The sequence below is a fragment of the Niastella koreensis GR20-10 genome, from assembly GCF_000246855.1.
Taxonomy (GTDB): domain Bacteria; phylum Bacteroidota; class Bacteroidia; order Chitinophagales; family Chitinophagaceae; genus Niastella; species Niastella koreensis.
Genome location: NC_016609.1, coordinates 4,528,742 through 4,546,935 on the forward strand (window position 1 = coordinate 4,528,742; position 18,194 = coordinate 4,546,935).

General features: G+C 45.6%; 9 protein-coding genes. All 9 read right to left on the reverse strand.

The window, feature by feature from the left end:
• Positions 1-4 precede the first annotated feature (4 nt).
• The 9 genes from NIAKO_RS17735 to NIAKO_RS17775 all read right to left on the reverse strand — a co-directional run bounded on the left by NIAKO_RS17735 (position 5) and on the right by NIAKO_RS17775 (position 17,676).
• Positions 5-1,549 carry an MGH1-like glycoside hydrolase domain-containing protein gene (locus tag NIAKO_RS17735; RefSeq protein WP_014219817.1) on the reverse strand — a complete coding sequence of 515 codons (1,545 nt, stop codon included), beginning with the start codon at positions 1,547-1,549 and terminating at the stop codon, positions 5-7.
• Positions 1,550-1,663: 114 nt separating this feature from the next.
• Complete coding sequence (locus NIAKO_RS17740) at positions 1,664-3,508, reverse strand: sialidase/neuraminidase family protein (protein WP_014219818.1); 1,845 nt, start codon at positions 3,506-3,508, stop codon at positions 1,664-1,666.
• A gap of 183 nt (positions 3,509-3,691) precedes the next feature.
• Positions 3,692-4,525: a glycoside hydrolase family 43 protein gene (locus NIAKO_RS17745; protein ID WP_242675447.1), complete on the reverse strand. Its 834-nt coding sequence runs from the start codon at positions 4,523-4,525 to the stop codon at positions 3,692-3,694.
• A gap of 150 nt (positions 4,526-4,675) precedes the next feature.
• A complete protein-coding gene (locus tag NIAKO_RS17750; RefSeq protein ID WP_242675446.1) occupies positions 4,676-6,085 on the reverse strand; it encodes a glycoside hydrolase family 140 protein in 1,410 nt (469 codons plus the stop codon).
• 96 nt (positions 6,086-6,181) lie between these two features.
• A complete protein-coding gene (locus NIAKO_RS17755; RefSeq protein ID WP_014219821.1) occupies positions 6,182-9,343 on the reverse strand; it encodes a DUF6298 domain-containing protein in 3,162 nt (1,053 codons plus the stop codon).
• A gap of 102 nt (positions 9,344-9,445) precedes the next feature.
• A complete protein-coding gene (locus NIAKO_RS17760) occupies positions 9,446-11,110 on the reverse strand; it encodes a polysaccharide lyase (protein WP_014219822.1) in 1,665 nt (554 codons plus the stop codon).
• A gap of 296 nt (positions 11,111-11,406) precedes the next feature.
• Positions 11,407-13,416: a RagB/SusD family nutrient uptake outer membrane protein gene (locus NIAKO_RS17765; RefSeq protein ID WP_041346925.1), complete on the reverse strand. Its 2,010-nt coding sequence runs from the start codon at positions 13,414-13,416 to the stop codon at positions 11,407-11,409.
• A gap of 28 nt (positions 13,417-13,444) precedes the next feature.
• Positions 13,445-16,798 (reverse strand): SusC/RagA family TonB-linked outer membrane protein, encoded by a 3,354-nt coding sequence (locus tag NIAKO_RS17770; protein WP_014219824.1) that lies wholly within the window; start codon positions 16,796-16,798, stop codon positions 13,445-13,447.
• Positions 16,799-16,968: 170 nt separating this feature from the next.
• Entirely contained in the window at positions 16,969-17,676 is a 708-nt protein-coding gene (locus NIAKO_RS17775; protein ID WP_071884269.1) for a DUF3826 domain-containing protein, read from the reverse strand.
• Positions 17,677-18,194: the final 518 nt, after the last annotated feature.

An 18,194-nucleotide genomic window follows, 5' to 3' on the forward strand; every position in this document is an offset into this window, starting at 1 on the left:
CGTACTATTCAAGATTTCCTATTACTTTTTGTAAATGTTCGGCTGACACTGCTTTCTTTCCATTTACCCAAACACTCAGTCCTTTGCCTTTTTTATATTTTGATCCGTCTTTATCCCAGATGATGGTCACCAGTTTTCCATGGTATGGTATGTTGTCGAAACAAAACCAGTTCCATTTATTTTCCGGAATCAATGGGTTTACTTCTATTTTATTATCATTCCGGGGCCGCAAGCCTGCCAACCCGGTTATCATCAGGTCGTTAAAGGTGCTGTGGTTGTAATACCGGCTGCGTTCCTGGTCATCTTTCAGCCAATACCCATGCGTTTCATCGAGGTATTCGCCTACATAGGGACGGCCGCGGCGGTATTGCGATTCCACATACGTTTCCATCAGGCGAAAATACACCGAATCGTCCACAACAGATTGCGTATAGTTATTCATTAAGTTGGCCATAGCCGTCATGGTCTGTGCTGTTGCATAGGGCCAAACAGCGCCATCCCACTCACAGGAGCAACAGCCATGTTTACGGAAACGCGGATCGCTTCTGTCGGCAGTAGTTATTCCAAAAGGTGCACAGAAGGTTTTTTCTTCTTTAACCTTTTTCCAGGCGGCTTCATAACCGGCATCGGGTAAATTGAAATACCAGGGAATAAATCCTATTTCTTCCCGCACATTGGCAAGGGTGTCTGCCTGTTTGCGGGTTTCAAAGAATGTATCTGACGGGTTCCAGAGTAATTGTTGAATCATTTTTTTAAGTGTATCTGCCTTGGCCGTATACAGATCAGCCTTTGCTTTGTCGCCCTTCATTTTTTCCATATTAGCCAATGCGATGGCGTTGCCATACATATAACTGTTGATGGTGGGGCGATAATTTTTTTCTTTTCTGCCACCGCTGATGGTTTCTTCCATGCCATCCTTTACATCCGTTTGCCAGTATAAACCATTGGGCATCCGTTTTTCCGATTCCCAGCGGGCATAATCTGTTTCAAAATCGGGCAGCATGTTCAGCAGCCAGGTGCTGTCGCCATTTACCAGGTACCGGTTGTACAACGCATAAATGTTCCAGCTGCTGAAGGTGTGCAACTTGTTCATGGGTTTGCCATCGTTACCACGGTACCATACATGCATATCCTCATTCAGGTACTTTGGGTCGCGCAACCAGCGAGCTTCATAAATATGATGCCCCAGGGCGCTGCTGATGAGGTTGTATTTGTCTGCATAGTTACGGGGCACCAAAAACTCGGTAAAGGCATAACCTACCGGAGTTTGTTTGATGTGCTTTCGCAACGTCCACCAGCGGAAATACCACATTTCCTCAAAGTTCTGTTGCGGGCATTCAAACAACGGAATATTTACTTTCATCCAGTCCCATGCCTGTGCATTGGGAATGGCCTGTACAATATTCTCGTCTTCCATTTTATTGAAATAGTCTACATAGTGACGGAAATCATCTGCTTTCAAAACAGCACTGCTTTTTGTGCTCTTCTGAGCAATAGCGCTGCTTATGCATAAGACAATCCCAAACAATAAGCCTAATTTCTTAATCATAGTTTTTCATTTCAAGCTGCTGGTCAGTGGTCAATGGTGAGTGGTCAGTGGGTACCGATTATTCAAGCTTTCCAAATATCGGTGACTTACTCACTACTCACCACTCACTACTCACTATTGTATCTTTTTCGTTTTTACTGACTTGATCAAATATGCTGCTGGTTGAGCCTGTGCGCCAGGGCTTGGCAAATCATATAGCTGATCTGTTGGGGTATCGGAATCGGGGAAACGACGTACATCGCCGGTTCTGAAAACCAGTCGTTGTACATTCTCCAGAGGGGCAAAAAAAATCTGGTTGCCACTCTCCTTTCCATTCACGGATACGGTATAAAAACGGGCATTTGTGTTTAAGGATACGGTAACTTCATACTGTTTTCCTGCCTCGTACTTCATGATGCTTCTGTTTCTATAGCCTGCTTTTACATACAAGGCGCCTGTTGAATCAAACACCAGCCTGATGCCGGCGCTGCCTTTGGCATCCTGAAACTCGATGTGCAGGTTACCATGATCGTTTTGTTGTGGTACTACCGTAAACGTCGCCGTCATTCTTTTTGCGGCCGGCAAAACGTGTTCGGCCTTCCCAAAATCAAAAGGATCTTTATCCTTCAACGACAGTACCTGCGTGCCATCTGGTGCTTTGTCAAGAGCCACCGGCGCCCACAGGGGACTGTAAATATTCCATTCGTTCAATGCCGTTGCGGCGGGTAAAGTGGCGAAATCGTCATTTACATCTGCGGCTACTTTATCCTTAACAGGTACGGGGATGCTCGCCACCCAAATGTCTTCCTTGTTCATGCTATAGGTAATCCAGCAATTGCCATCAGGCGAAACCGCGCCCGCTTCCAGGCCACGTACATATTGCGGACCATAGCTTTTATAGGCGCCGCCATACCGCAGCGAGGTGATTTCGCCATTCACCAGTAACAGGTTCTTATAATTCAGTCCATCGTCACTTACAGATAATGCCAATGGCCATCTGAATTCTGATGGGTTGTATACGGTTACATATTTACCATCGGAAGTGCGTTGTCCCCAGATCTTCGCATTGCTGTTCACAAAGTGTGGTGCACGTACGGGGTTATACAACCACGATTTCCCTTTATCAGGACTGATGGAAGTCAATGCCAGTTTCCACAATCCAACAGTTCTGCCATCGGGCAGGGTATAATAATTAAATGCTTTGTAATTGTCGTTGTGCAGGGTGAGCAGTGTATCCTTGCGATCGGCTTCTTCGCCCCACTGCTGCACCATCAGCTTGTTGCTCAGCAATTCTTTGCAGGCTTCTACAAACCCTTTATCCTTGCTTTTTTCAAAGTAGGGATAGCTGGTATTTGTTGAATTGAACGCATGATTGTAGCGGATAAAGTAGATGGGGCCAAAGCTGCCGTCTTTATTTATTTCGCGTACCACGCGGCCAATACCGTTACCATCATTGGGATCGTCATGCGGCCCCAGCACAATGCCATAAAAACCGAGCATCAGCAACCGGTTCTTACTGGAAATAAACCAACCCATGCGCTGATGCATTACAGCCGAAAGGTTATGAGCTACTGAATCTTTATAATCTTCTTTGGTAGTGCCATCGGGTACTTTATAAATAGGGAACGAGATCTTTGGCGCCGTCCAGTGAACCCCGTCTTTAGAAGTCATCATCAACGACTGACCAGGCGGCACGTGCTCTCCTACCGGGTTGCTCAGGTATTCGAGATAAAAGGTATTGTTCCAGTAAGTAATTAACGGCTGGTGGTTATACGTCCAGCCAAAACCGGTAGTGGAATCCTTTATATCTCTGTTGGCCCGCATTACCTGGATGTTGTGTACCCCTACAGCCGGCGATAACTGACCATGGTGATAATCCACATTTACTAAAGTAGTACCCACATAGCGAACTGTATCCTGGGCCGTAGTTTGTTGTATACTTCCTATTAACAATGTTCCTATTACCAGTAGCTTATTCATTCTAAGTATCATTATCGTGAAACGGGCCCCCTCCCGGCCTCCCCCCGGTGGGGGAGGAGAAATACAGCCTCGTGATAAAATTCATCCTGTTAACTTTTCAATCTTCTTCCATCCTACTTGTTACTACTTATTTCTTACTTCCCACCTCCTACTGCTGTCTTTCAATTTCTAATTTTTCATTTCTCATTTCTCATTTAACAGTTTTTTCAACTCCTTCTTACTCGTCATAAATATCGTTCCGTGCTTGTGTCCTTCCGGCACCGATACAGCCGCCGAATCGAAACGGATAAAATCCGTTGTTTTAACGGCTTCATATTTTTTATCGCCATAGGAGTCGAAATAAATCAACCAGTCCTTACCCACATGGGCCACTGAAGGGCCTTCTGTGAAATTTTTGGTAAAGGGTGCGGAAATATTATTCCAGGGACCTAACGGACTATTACCAAACGCTACTTTTATATTGCGCATAGGCCGGGTATTGTCTTTCAACACCAGCACATAATCTTTGGGCGCTCTTTTTACAATTTCTGCATCGATCACACTGAACTGCGGATCGAGGTATAATTTACTGGGTGAAAAGGTTTTGAAATCTTTGGTTACCGTATAATACAGGCGCTGGTTATTGTTCTCATCTTCCAGGCCTTTGGGAAAACGAAATGGAATGGTAGAAGCCCATACAATGATGAACTGGTTATTCTCCTCATCAAAGAAAACCTCAGGCGCCCATACATTTACTACGTTTGAGTCATTTTCCATTACAGGAATAAACTCCGGTTTCGACCAATGAACAAGGTCGTTTGAATGGGCATACCCAAAACCTTTGTCTTTGTTCCAGCCGCTTGTCCATACCAGGTGGTATTCGCCATCGGCGCCCTTTGCAATGGAAGGATCGCGCATTACTCCGGAACCTACTTCAGGTTTTACAAAGGTTCGCCCTACATCTGTCCATTTATAGCCATCATAGCTATACAACAACCGCAACCCATCGCTGGCGGGTTCGTGGAATGATGTAAACATATATACTTGTTTGTGCACTGAGCAGCTAACAAGAAACAAACAGCATATGTAAAGTATATATCGCATTTATCTTAGTTATTAGGTTATTAAGTTCTTAGGTTCTTGAGTTAACTTATAAACTCAAGAACTTAATAACTTAAGAACTTTAACTTAGAAATCAAGAACCAGTACCCAGTCGTTACCTTCTTTAACATCCCCCGGCGCATCAAACTCATGAACTCCTTTATTTTCAAAAGTTCCTATCTCCGTATACTTACCATCCCGGGGACTGTACCACGATGCTTTAATATTTTTCCCGGCCAGCTTATTCAGTTGAACAGAAAAGTTGCGGCCGTTGCAGGTATAAAACAGCGCATAGTTATTGCCCCGGGTTGCCAGGATTCGATTGTACTTCACTCCTGCTTCACCGGCGATCAATGACTGATCTGGCACGCGGTCGAAATAGGACCTCGACAACATCAGGTTTTTTATATATTGCATTTGTCCTGACCCCGGCGCCAGCATGGCTTCGTACCAGGTATTGAATACGCCGTAATTTGCGTCTTTATCGTTGGGGCGGTGCATTTGCATTACCGCGTTATCGCCATACGTATAGCCACAGGCGCCGGCAAATACCGACCAGTATGCATAACGTCTTACATCAGCAGCAGACCATCTTTTCTCCAGCGAATCGTGCAGCCCCTGGGGAATTTCTTCATAAGAAGGTTCTGCATCAAAAGTGGGTTTCACCGGCTTTTTCACATAATCCATGGCTACATATTTCCAGTTGTCTTCACCAAAATGCAGATCGCCTTTGCTGGTATCCTGGCTGTAGCGGCGGTGACCACTTTGAAATACATTGAACTGTAACCAGGGCTCGTTGTGAAACCAGATAGAGGAAGTGGTACGGCCGCGTGGATGGAAAGTGATCAAGTGGCCAGGGTCCTTTTGATGCAGGGTGTAGCCAATCGTTTTCCAAACAGCGATGGAGTCGCTGCCTTTGATATCGCCTCCATTCATCCAGATCACATTGGTTTGTGATTTATAGCGATCGGCTAAAAAAGCGGCGTATTGTTTTGCCTGTGCCGGGCTCACATGTCCTTCCTTTACTACACTGCCCCAAACCGGCACCATGGCTACATAAATACCCCTTTCGGCAGCTGCCTTCACTACAAAATCAACATGGTCCCAATAATCGTATTGCGCGGCATCGTCGGGGTTATCGCCGGGTGTGATAATGGGTTTGCTTACATTGCCTTTGCTAACAGCCGTATCGCCATAGGCGTTTACCTCTTTGACAATATGCACCAGCATTACCTGAATTACATTAAAGCCTTTTTGCCGGCGGTCGTCCAGCAGTTTGATCGCTTCTTCGCGTTTCAGTTTGGAGAACAACAACCAGTCGGTATCGCCTAACCAAAAGAAGGGTTTGCCATCAGCCGTCATAAAATAGCGGCCATTGGGCGATACTTTTAATGGTTGCAATGGCTCAATATGATGTGCCGGCGAGGGTGACCCACCGCCGGCTGGCGGATGAGCCACACCTGCCACTGCCATTGCAGCCATTAATACGAAAGACAAAAGTTTATACATATTTATCGCAAAATCCTATTAAACAACTAAAGCATTATGTTCGATTATCACATTAGCATATTAGCATATTAGCACTTTAGCCAATTATGCCTTCCTGATCCACGCTACAACAGCGCCCTGTTTGGGGCTTTTCAAGGTAACTACTTTTCCACCTTTCACCTTCTCTTCTTTTCCTATTACTTCACCTTTATTAGCATCAAACCATTTTACTTTAAAGCCGGCCGGGACATTGGTCAGGTCAACCTGAACATCGCTGCCGTTGCTGTAAACGATATAACCGTTCCCGGCATTCGCCAGGGTATATTGTTCTTTTGACACGCCATCAACTGGTTTCATGGTTGATGCGGCAGCTACAAAACCCGCATCGCCCATAGCAGGAATATTTGCCAGCGAACCACCGGCCAAAAACACGGCCCACCCCATTTGATCGTAACTATCGCCTGAATAGATCACTGCCTTGCCGGCGTATTTGTCGCGGTATTCCCTTACTGCGCGGTATACCTGTTCAAAAGAAGTCTTTTTAGGTTTGAACTGACGGGCCTGTTGGCGGGGAGCCAGGCTTTGTCCTCCCGGAGGTGCATACGCCGAACCATCTGCCTGGTAATGCCAGTAGCGAATGTCTATGATATCGATCGCGGCGGCACGATCAGTATCGGCTAAAATGGCGTCCTGCACATCTTTGGTAGTGCTTAAGCCAATCAATTCCTTTTTGCCGGTTTCCTTTTCCCATTCCTTCACCACATCCACCCAGAACTGTACAAAATGCAGCGGACCGGTAAACTCGGCGCCGGTTAATTGTATCACCCCGTTGTTGCTGGTAAAGTTGTTCAAACACTGGCGAATGTAAGCGCGCAATAACCCGCGGCGAACAGGATGGGTTACATCGTAAAACTGTTCGGCCATGAATACGCGTTTGTCACCGGCGAACGGAACCGGTTCGGGCAGTCCGGTATTGTTGATGTTGTTCACCGGACGGAATGGAAAATCAACATAGTGCGCACCGGCCTCAATAATATTATGCTGGAAGAAATTCTGGTGAACCAGTACCAGCCCTTTCTGATCGGCGAGATCAGCAAATTGTTTCAGGCGGTTCCAGTACCAGAAATTGTATTTGGTGAGATCATATTTGCTCAGGCCATCCCAGGCAGTGTCTTTACCACTGCGGGCAAAAGGCAGTTCGTAAAAGGGCGTCCATACATCGCCATCCATGCGGCGAATGCGTTCATGGTCATCACGGCGACGCTCATACCACAAGGCGTAGTTTTGCTCATAAGCTACTTCGTGACCCGCCTTCATTTCATCGGTCATACAACCCAGGTCATCGGTAAGTCCTTTGCCGGTTTGACCGGGAATAAACCGGGTAACGGCTTCTTTCGCATTTGGCATGGCATACGTACGGGCGCTGCCATTCCACCAGGGCGATTCGCCGCGGCTGCCGGTCAACACCTCATTGCCTCTTACCAGCCAGCTGTTTTGCACCCGCATGGCGGCTACATTAGGAATAGCGGCCGGTTGTTTATACCCGAGCTCATCAATGGTTTTTACCCCTGTTGCCACGGTGGGTATAGGTTGCCGTTTAGGAGCGCCATCTATAAATCCCTTTACCGTAGGCTGCGGGTCTTTCGATAAGGCCGTTAACTCTGCGGCCTGCGCTACGGTCGGACTGCTGGTGGCGTCTGATTCAATCAACAGCAACTGTACCCTACCAGATATATCTTCTTTCAATCTTTCTTTCAACTGTGCATAATACAAACTGCGGGGCTCGATGGTGTTGTTCGATTCGGCCCAAAAGCCATCGCCCGAAAACTGCGCCCAGCTGCCAAACGACCAGTTCTGCGCGGTAGGCGGCTGATAACAGTCAATGCGGGCAGCGGAACAATTCCAGAAAACACTATTGGCTATGTTCCAACCGGCGCCATTACCATCCTGACCACGGTTTATAAAACTGATGGGTTGTCCATCTACTATCACCATATCAAACAATACCCCGGCTGACCAGCTGTCTATCCCACCGCTGAAGCTATAAGGGCGGTACGACTGGCATTGTACAAATGCGTTAGGGCCGGGTGCACAAAATCCGGTGCCAAAATCATGATTGCCATACTCCGCATACAACCGTTGAAACAACACCTGTTGACCGGCAGTATAAAATGTATTGCGACGATGGCCGCCGATTTCTGAAATTGGCGCCAGCGATTTACAATCTTCTACGGTAATGCGTTTGCTGGTTTCCGGGATGAACACGGCTGAACCGGCAAAATGTTCAAAGATCACCTGCCTTACCCAGGCATCGGTTGTATTCTCTATGTTAATGGCCATCCAGCGATGGGCTTCATCTTTTGGATTGTTGGTATCATAGTCCGATACCAACCGGAGGTTTTCCACGCCTGCATCCTGGATACGGCCATTCCAATTGTAGCTGGCTATAAGGCCGCCGCCATACTGCTCATCGAGCGCAGTGGTTAACGGAGCATCCAATTGAATGACAGTGTTGTTTACGGCAACAATGGTACGGTCCCAATACAGATCGCGTTGACCGGGTTTCCAGCCCAATGCGGTAATGCCGCCACCAAAATGATTGGTATGCAGCGCATCTATCCAGTTTTGGGTAGAAGGGCGATGAATGATCACCTTATCCCCTACTTTGAAATTATTGGGCGTAGCCACGTTAACCGTTACACTGTTAACGGGAATATATTTATCTGTAAGCCTGGTTTCTGTGTTGAGTTGCCGGTCGTTTTTACCAGCAATGGCAATAAGGGTTTGCCGGTCTTTACCGGTTCCTTTTACAATAGATCCATTTTCGCCAAATCCGCTGCCACGTAATACTACACCGGATGCACGAATAAACAACTGTCCGGCCACTTCGTATTGGCCAGGCAGTAATAAAACAGCGCCACGAATATTTTTATCAAGGGGTAAGCTGGCAACATAATCAAGTGCAGCCTGAATGCGCACAGTAGCATCACCAGCTTTTACCGGCACCACTACTTTTACCGGTGCATCGGGAATGGCTTTATCGCCGCCCATATAACCACAATAAGAAAAATCAGGAACTCTGTTGCCCAGGGAGTCGGCAACATAATTGAGTTTGCCTTTTACATTTGATAAGGGTGGCTCAGGGGCCTTTTTACCTTTCTGGGAGAAACCCGCACTGGTTATCAGCAGAAGGCTGCCAATAAAGAACGGTTTTATGAAAACGTTTACAAAACCAGGCGTATGTATGGGGCGAATTGCTGAATTCATAACTACCGATGATTAGTGTGAAAGTCCTACCCCGACCGATCGGGATAGGACTAACATTTTTGCGTAACCTAAAATATCCAACTGCGAAAATGAACGAACTTCTTATCTCTTAGCTGTATTCGTTTTGCTTACTTCGGGCCGCTCGATAGCCATAGGCACTAAGCTGTTCAGGTACACTTCGATATTCGTATAGCCACCTTTGGTTTTGTACTGAGAAGCGTCGGCTGCATTTTTCGGATTCAAACCATGTTTGATCTCATAGTCATCAGGCATACCGTCGTTATCACTGTCTTTATAAGGGGTTCCTTTGTATTCAGGATAACCGCCCACCTGTATTGGATCTGTAATGATACCAGATTTATAAGAATCGATCGGCAGTTTGCGGTGTTCAAATTGAGTAGCAGGTAAAGGCACACCCTCTTTGTAGGTGATCTTACCTGTCCTAACCTGCTCGGCAACGCGCACATCCACCGCGTCGCGTTTTGGCAACAGGGCGCCTGCATTTTTCACCACATAACCATATGCTTCATTGGCTGAAACCATGGTGATCTTTGGCATAGGCAGGGGTTCGTTCACTTTAATGAAATCGGTGTATTCACCGGCATCCTTCATTTCTTCTACCTGTACACCACCAGCCCAGTTGTTCTTAGTGATCTCAGGATAGCCTTCCATCACATTCCCATTTACATAGCAACGGCCATATACTTTTTCTTTCAGTTTGCTGCGGCCTGATTCGGGTTTCAGGAAACGGTGACCAACTGCAGCATCTTTAGAAGTAACGGGGCCTGGTTTGTAATAGTTATTGATGAAGTTGTACATAGCCCGGTAGTCACCGCCATCGCTGGAACGGTGCATCCAGTTAAATACAACGTTGTTTACAAAGTTGAACGTACCATTCCAACCCACTGAGGGGTTACGGCCGGTATTGTTCGCCCACATGTTGCGCATGAAGGTGCAATTCTCACCACCCAGGGTGCTGCCGAATGAGTGGTTATACGTATCCAGCGCTTCGGCAAAAATTGAGTTCTGGATAGTGATGTTCACGGTGCCCAGTTTTTGCTCGATGGCGCCTGTGCTGTCGTTGTACATGTGACGGTACATACTCATGTTCTCATCCAGACCCCATGAAGCCGATACGTGGTCGATCATGATATTACCAACGGGGTTGCCACCGATGGCGTCATCCCGACGGCCAACATTGGTTTCGCCACGACGGAAACGCATAAAACGCACGATCACATCGTGGGTGTTTAGCCATACCGACTCACCGGCAATACATACGCCATCACCGGGGGCACTCTGGCCTTCGATGGTGATATAGGGAGCACGAACGATAACCGGCGTTTTCAGGTGAATGATTCCTGCAACATTGAACACAACGATACGTGCGCCACCTGTTTCGCAGGCTTCGCGGAAGGTGCCGGGACCTCTGTCTTCCAGACTGGTTACCACAATCACTTTACCGCCACGGCCACCGAAGCTGTATGCGCCACCGCCCTCAGCACCGGGGAATGCGATAATATTTGCCTGGGGCAAATCGTATGGACGGGCCGCCCAGGGAATATAAGGTTTACCCTCTCTGGCTTCTTTTTCAATTATGGGTAATGCTTTGGCCCAGGCCTCATCAGAGGTTTTACGCTCTGCATTCAGCAGGGAATCAGACCACCGCTGTACGTCCTGAGGGATCTTTGGGTACTGAGCAAATACCGGCTGCGCCAATCCCACAGCTGAAACCAAAAGAAGGTTGCGAAATTTTTTCATTTTCATTAGTAACAATTTTCAGATCGTTGTTTTAACAGTATGAGAAACGTCGTGTTGTCGGTGTATTTTCGGGGTCCTTTTTAAAGGTTCAAGTTACATTTATTATTTACCAGACGGTTGATACACCTGTTAAAGTTGCACCTACTAAAAATAATATAGCTTTTATAATATGCCGAATTTAATTCCCTTTTATAAGTACAATTCCCTATGGCATTAAAACAACAGAGGGTACCTGTTAGGGTACCCTCTGGATTCTTATTTTTCATAGCAGCGGGTCGAAATTTTCACCCTGTAGCAACTGCTTATTGTCTGTAATCGAATGTTCCAGCTACGTTATTGTAATCTCCCCAGCCTATAGTTTGGGTTAACCAGGGGTTGGCACCTAAAAGCGCACTATTTAATCCCAAAATATAATAGTTCGATCTGAACAGCATATTAATAGGAGTTGAGCCATTTACGTCCCAGGGTTTGTCAAGCGGCGTTATTTGGAATTTGGCCTGATATAATGCCTGCAATGCGTCACATTGCGCCTGGAAAGTTGCCGCAGCCGCATCAGGATCAATTGAAATATTCTTATCTGTTGCAGTCAAAGGATCAGTTTTAGAACTTGCTGCTGCCGTTTTAAACTGCCAGTAATATCCCTGACGGGCTGTACCATTAAGCTTGGCTATTCCTAACATGGAATTGGTATTATCACCGATAGACGCGTCGTCGTCGTACAACATCCAACGCTGTAAATCCCAGAAACGCTTTCCTTCGTAAGCCAATTCAACCTGACGCTCATACAGGCAGGCTTCCAAAGCAGCATATTTGCTACCAGGAGTTCCTATACCATAATTGTTTGCACTGGCAGTTGCCGGATATACACGTTGACGGATCTTAACGAGGTAATTAACACAATTAGCCACATCACCTTTAGCGGCATAACACTCAGCTATATTCAGTAATAATTCACCATAGCGGAAGTCATAGATATCAGTGCCTGAATTGACAAAAGCTGTACTGTCGGCGCCGACATTGGAACCTTTACGAACCACTGCCGGACTGTTTGTTGAGTTACCGCCATTAGCTCCGGGGTAACCAATATTATTGGATGCATCTTTCCATCTGTAGATCCAGGCTACTTTACTGGCATTAGATTTTAACCCCCATTTACATCCTGAAAAAGCAAAGGTGCGATAGAAACGGGGATCTCTTTTCTGAAAAAAGAAAGTATCGTTGTAATTAACACCAATAACAGGACGGGTTCCATCATTCATGGGAAACAGATCGAGCATACCTTTGGGAACGGAAATACCGCCACCACCGTTATAGTCTTTTAACCTGACTGCATTTTCCCAGCCATTATTTACACCGACAGATCCGGCTGTAGCATTGGAAAGCAGTACTGTAAAGATGGCCTCCCCATTATTGGCATTTGCTTCGTTGTCAAATGCAGTAAACATATTGCCCCAACTTTGCGCGGTTTTGACTGTAGTTCCATACCCGTTTGCAGTTAACAGCTGTTCAGCCTGCACACCGGCATCCAACGCTTTTTGCCAGCGGGTATCACCCGGATTGTCCCAGTTTTTATTAAACAAAGGGCTTGCGGCGGTCAACAGCACCCGGCTTTTCATGGCCACTGCAACACCAGCTGTAAATCTGCCAAAATCTGTTTGCGCAGAAGTCCATTTCCAGGGTAATAAGGCCGCAGCTGAATCCAGGTCCTTTGCGATCTGGTCAAAGATCTCTGACGATTTAGCGCGGGGTAATTTAATAGTCGGATCATCGATACTGGCATCCTGCACCTCTAAAACCAGTGGAACGCCGCCGTACACACGAACAAGATCAAAATATTGCAGCGCCCGGAACATATACATTTGTCCTTTGGCTGTTTTTTTGAATGCATCAGTAAGCCCCGAAGCAGAACCGCCATCTATTTTTTCAAGCAAAAAATTTGCAAAACGGATGCGAGTAAAAGGCTCATTTTGTACGTTATCAGGCGCTTTGGTGGCATAATAAGTATCACCCTGTGTGGCCAGGTTTAAATTTTTATTAGGATCTGTGTAGTAGACGTTGCCACCCAGTTCTTCAGTACTGCCAGATCTGTTACTTTCCCAACTCCCCACCAACACCTTTCTGGGATCGTTATCACCACCAAAATAATAATTATACATTCTGTCGATGTATGAACCAGTCAGGATCTCGCTTTGAAACATGGTCTCATCGAACTTATCATAGCTCTTCATGTCTTCCAGGAACTTCTTATTACATCCTGCCGCAGCCATCACCGCAACAATGAAGAACAAAAGATATGCTATTTTATTTTTCATATTACAATATAATCAGTTAACAAATTGGTTAGAACCCTAAGTTTACGCCCAGCGCCCATGTACGCAATGTTGGATAAGAAATAGTTAAGTTATCATACATATTGCGGTAATGATGTGGATAAGGATTATAGAAATCCCACAAATTATTACCAGACAGGTATAACCTGGCGTTATCAAGACGGGCCCTTTTCACCAAATTTTTAGGCAGCGTATAGCCAATACTCATCGTACGCACATACATGCGGAAAGAAGGTACTTTCCAGAAAGCAGCGTCTGAACTGGTGCCACCAAAATCAGCATTTACCATGTTTGGATATTTACCATTAGGGTTATCTGTTGAATCATACATATAATTCGCGAGGATCGACTGCGCCCAGATAGCGCCGGCAGTACTGCTGGTTGAGTTTCTTATCCAATCGATGGTGTTATAGCCACCCCATGAAGTAGCAATCTGTGCCTGTAAAGTAATTCCTTTATAGGCAAAATTCAGGTTGGTACTGATACCATAGGTCCTGTTGTCTTTTTTCAACAGATCATAGTCCTGTGTTGAACCCTCAATATTGCCATTTGGCCCGCCATAAGTTCCGTCTGCATTGATCGCACCACGGATATCCTGGTAGGCGACCATCCCTTTTTTCATCCCGGCTTTTGTTGAAATACCATTGTATCCAGGCGCAGCGCCGGCAACACCTGATTTGTTGGCGTTATCTGTAAGGTACTGCCAGTAATTATTGATGTCATCGTCTGTACGTAAGATCCCATCGCCGGTTGAAGTATTTTTCCATACTCTAAGTCCATAGACAGGAATGTTAGTACTTGAATTACCAACCTGTTTTCTTGTTGCCATATCAGCAGGATACTTGATTGCCTGATCGAAGTATTTGGTAGTTTTATTGTCGCCGATACCAAAGTTCATGCTGATTGAATAATCAACCTTATTGGCGATCCTGTCTTTCCAGGTAACGGTGATCTCCTCACCCCAGGCATTGGCATTTGAATAGTTTTGTTCAGCAAATCCACCACCCACTGACCAGGGTACTCCCAGCGCTCCCGTCATTAAGGTAAGCAGGTTGGAGTAGTTATTCCAGTACTTGTCGATATTTACAGACAGGCGATTTTTTAACAAACTGAAATCAAGACCCAGGTTATGCTGAACGTTTTTATCCCATTTAATGTCCGGATTTGGCACCACTTCGGGTGTTACACCATTTGTAAACTGTCCACCATTGGAACCAAAGCCAATTCCAGTACCGGGTAAGATAGTATACGTCTGCAGCCATTTCCAGGGTTTTACGTTATCATTACCTGTTATACCCATTGAACCACGGATCTTCAGGAAGTTCACAAAACCTACGTTGTCTTTAAACCAGTCTTCGTCAGATATTACCCAACCTGCAGAAGCCATGGGAAATTTACCCCAGTAATTCTTTGGTGCAAAACGTGAGGAGGCATCTGAACGGAAAATAAACTGGAACAGGTATCTGCTCTTATAGGCATAGTTTAAACGGCCTAAATAAGAAAGGGAACCACTTTCCACTTTGTGAGAAATAGTAAGTGTAGGATCTATTGTTCCCGCGGTAACTGAAGTACCATTATATACACCGAGACCAGGTGTATTGTAGAACAACGTATTGTCATAATACGTATTCTTTGCCCGCTCACCTGAAGCAACAAAAGAAATGCTGTGATCGCCAAAAGTACGCTCATAATTCACAAAGAAGTTCATTTGTGATGTGGTACCGGTAGAAGAGACAAATGAAGCACGTGATTGTTTATTGTTTACCGTAGGGGCCGACCAATTTGTTGAGTCGTTATATAAGTGTTTATCCTGTTTGGCTCCATCCACGTTATTTACTAGAATAAACGGCAATTGTGCCTGATCGGTTTTAGAGTTGGTTGATTGGATCGCATAAACACCTTTAACCGATAGGCCTTTTATAAAAGGGATATCATAGGCCAGTGATAAATTGGCATTATAATTAAATGTCTGGGTTGAAGTACTGGACCCGTTGTTCAACAGGGCAAAATAGTTGGTATTAGGCAGCTTTCCACTGGAAGGAATTGATACTACCTGGTTGGGGCCTGCTGAAGGAGAAACCCATTGGTCCTTCCCGTTTACATTCCAGCTCCAGGGTATGTATTTAGGCGTATGCTGCAAAACGGAAAAATCCGCCTGTTCAGAACCCTGACTGTAGGCATCGCCGATATTGAGTTTTGTAAATGATTTATGCAGATCTGAATTGTTGGCGCCCAAAGTAGCTGAGAATTTCAGCCCGTTTGCCACCGTTACATCAGTACCGGCCCTGAAAGAATATCTGTTAAACTTGTTCACGCCAAGGTTAGCACCCTGGGTGTAATAAGACCCGCCAAAAAAGTAGGTAGCTCTTTCGGCACCACCGCTAACGGTCACTGAATGTTGCATGGCGTTCGCCGCACTCCAGGCATGATCCAGCCAATCATAATTGAGCGATTTCATCGTTTCCAGTTCCGCAGGGCTGAAAAACTTTTCAGCCGACCAGTTCAGGGCGCGGCCAAAACGGTTGGTAAATATGCCATAGTCATAGGCACTCTGCGTTTTGGCAAAGCTCACCGCATTATTGGTCTCGAATTTACCAGAATAACTGATCTTAGGCGCCCCGATCTTTCCTTTTTTTGTCTTTATAATGATAGCTCCCTGTGAGGCTCTTGAACCGTAAATGGCAGCAGTAGCATCACGCAACACGGTAATACTTTCCACTTCCGACAGATCGAGCATATTAAAACGGTCCAAAGATGACAAACCGGTTGAAGGATCCACCTGGATCACATCATCGATAACGATGAGGGGACTCGGAGATCCTCCATCTTTACCCCAGTTGAATTGCTGGCGAACGGTAACAGTTGGAGTTGCGCCGGGACGCATACCCGTTCCCGGTGCCTGTACGTTCAAGCCTGGCACCTGCCCTCTTAACGCGTCCGCTACAGTAGCCACCGGCTGATCGCCCAATCTGGCCAGGTTTACACTGGCTACAGACCCGGTAATATTTCTTTGACGCTGGGAGCCGTAACCAATTACAATTACGTCATCCATCTGGGAGTCGGCCTTGGTCAACATTACATCTATGGTAGGATGTGCTCCTACTTTTACTTCTTTGGAAGCATATGCAATGTGTGTAAACTCAATTGTTTGCTCGGGAGTGGCCATCACCTTGAACTTACCTTCTTTATCGGTAATTACGTTGCCGGCCGTTCCCTTAACGATTACGGTTACGCCAGGTACGGGTTTGCCTTCGATGTCGGTAACCTGTCCGGTCACCGGTCTCGCCTGGGCAAAGGCGCCCGCTGCCAGCAGCATCAGCAGGAAAAATGAAAGGGAGAACTTTTTTGTTTGTTGCAGATTCATACAGCATTAGTTTTTAGGACTGAAAAAACTTTTTTGCAATGTCCTTGCGAGTGATTGATTTAGGATTTAGGAAGTCTATCATACAATTTTAAGTGATTGCGACTACAGATAAGTGTTATTCAAACACACTTCCCCGTCGCTATTGGAAAATACTTAGTAAATGCTAGATATTAACTTTGTTTGGCAGCTTCTTTCTTCGCCTTGATCCGCTCCATCCACTCCTTTTCTGCCTGTTTCATATCAACGCCGGCTTTAGCCAGATAATTGTTGATGCGACCTTTGTATTTTCCAAACCAGGCGTGTTTTTTATCAGATGATTCGGCATCCATCGCATGCTCACGCGCCTCGGTTAACCAATCGAGTATCTGCTTCTTTTGCTCTGCGGTTAAATTTGGTAACATCTCATTGTAAGCCGTCATGGTAACGTTTAATACGTTGTAGGTCATACCATTTTTAATACCCTCTATTTGTTCGGGCGTACAAAGCTTTGCTAACTTAGCAAGATATTTTGCATGTAATTTTTCCAGGTCCTTATCAGCATCGGCTGTCAGCTTCTCAATCTCAGCTTTGTCTTTATCTGTCAATACAGAATCCTTCGCTTTGATCTCCTTGATCTTCGCATTGCGGGTGTCGTGGATACTACCCAGCGCAATGTATTGATCGGCCACAACAGCCGATACCTTTTTATTAAAGACAGCATCAGTACTACCTAACGCTGCAACGATCTTGTCAGCTCTTTTGGCAATTACATCTTTGTACTCTTCTTTTGTTTGTGTGGGGGCAGTTGTTTGTGCAGAAACCAGACTTACAGACAGCACCATCATTAATATGGTAAGCGCCATCAATGCTACATATAAACTTCCTGTACGTTTCATCATAGACATAGCGAAAAATACGCTAACGGACCATTAGCCGAAAGCTCTTTTTCTTTTTAGTTAAGTATGCTTTTATTTCTAACTATCTGTTTTAATGATTGCGTGTAACGAACCTGGCATTCGATAAACAGTACATGTGTTCAACGGAACTGGTTTTTGAACGCTGTTGATTTTGTAGCGTGGGACCTAAGCCTGTCTTGTTGATTTGAGTAGATTTCGCAAGGAGAGTGTTTGGTTTGACCGGATATTGCGCTGGTGATATTGGTGGCTAAAGAATGCCATATCAAACTGTGCGAATAAGGAAGACCGGGCAAGCAAACGCTTCATATGCTCAATCGTTTCAATCTTCTTCAGATTACAATGGATCAGGATCACTTAACCAATATTAGCATTGTTCTCTGCTATCTATTCATTATTCCCGAATAAAGGTACAAGTGCCCCTATCTGAAAACAATGTAAGGTTTCACTAAAATGATGGAATATTTTACTATTTTTTAACAAACGCCCGGTAATACTTTTTA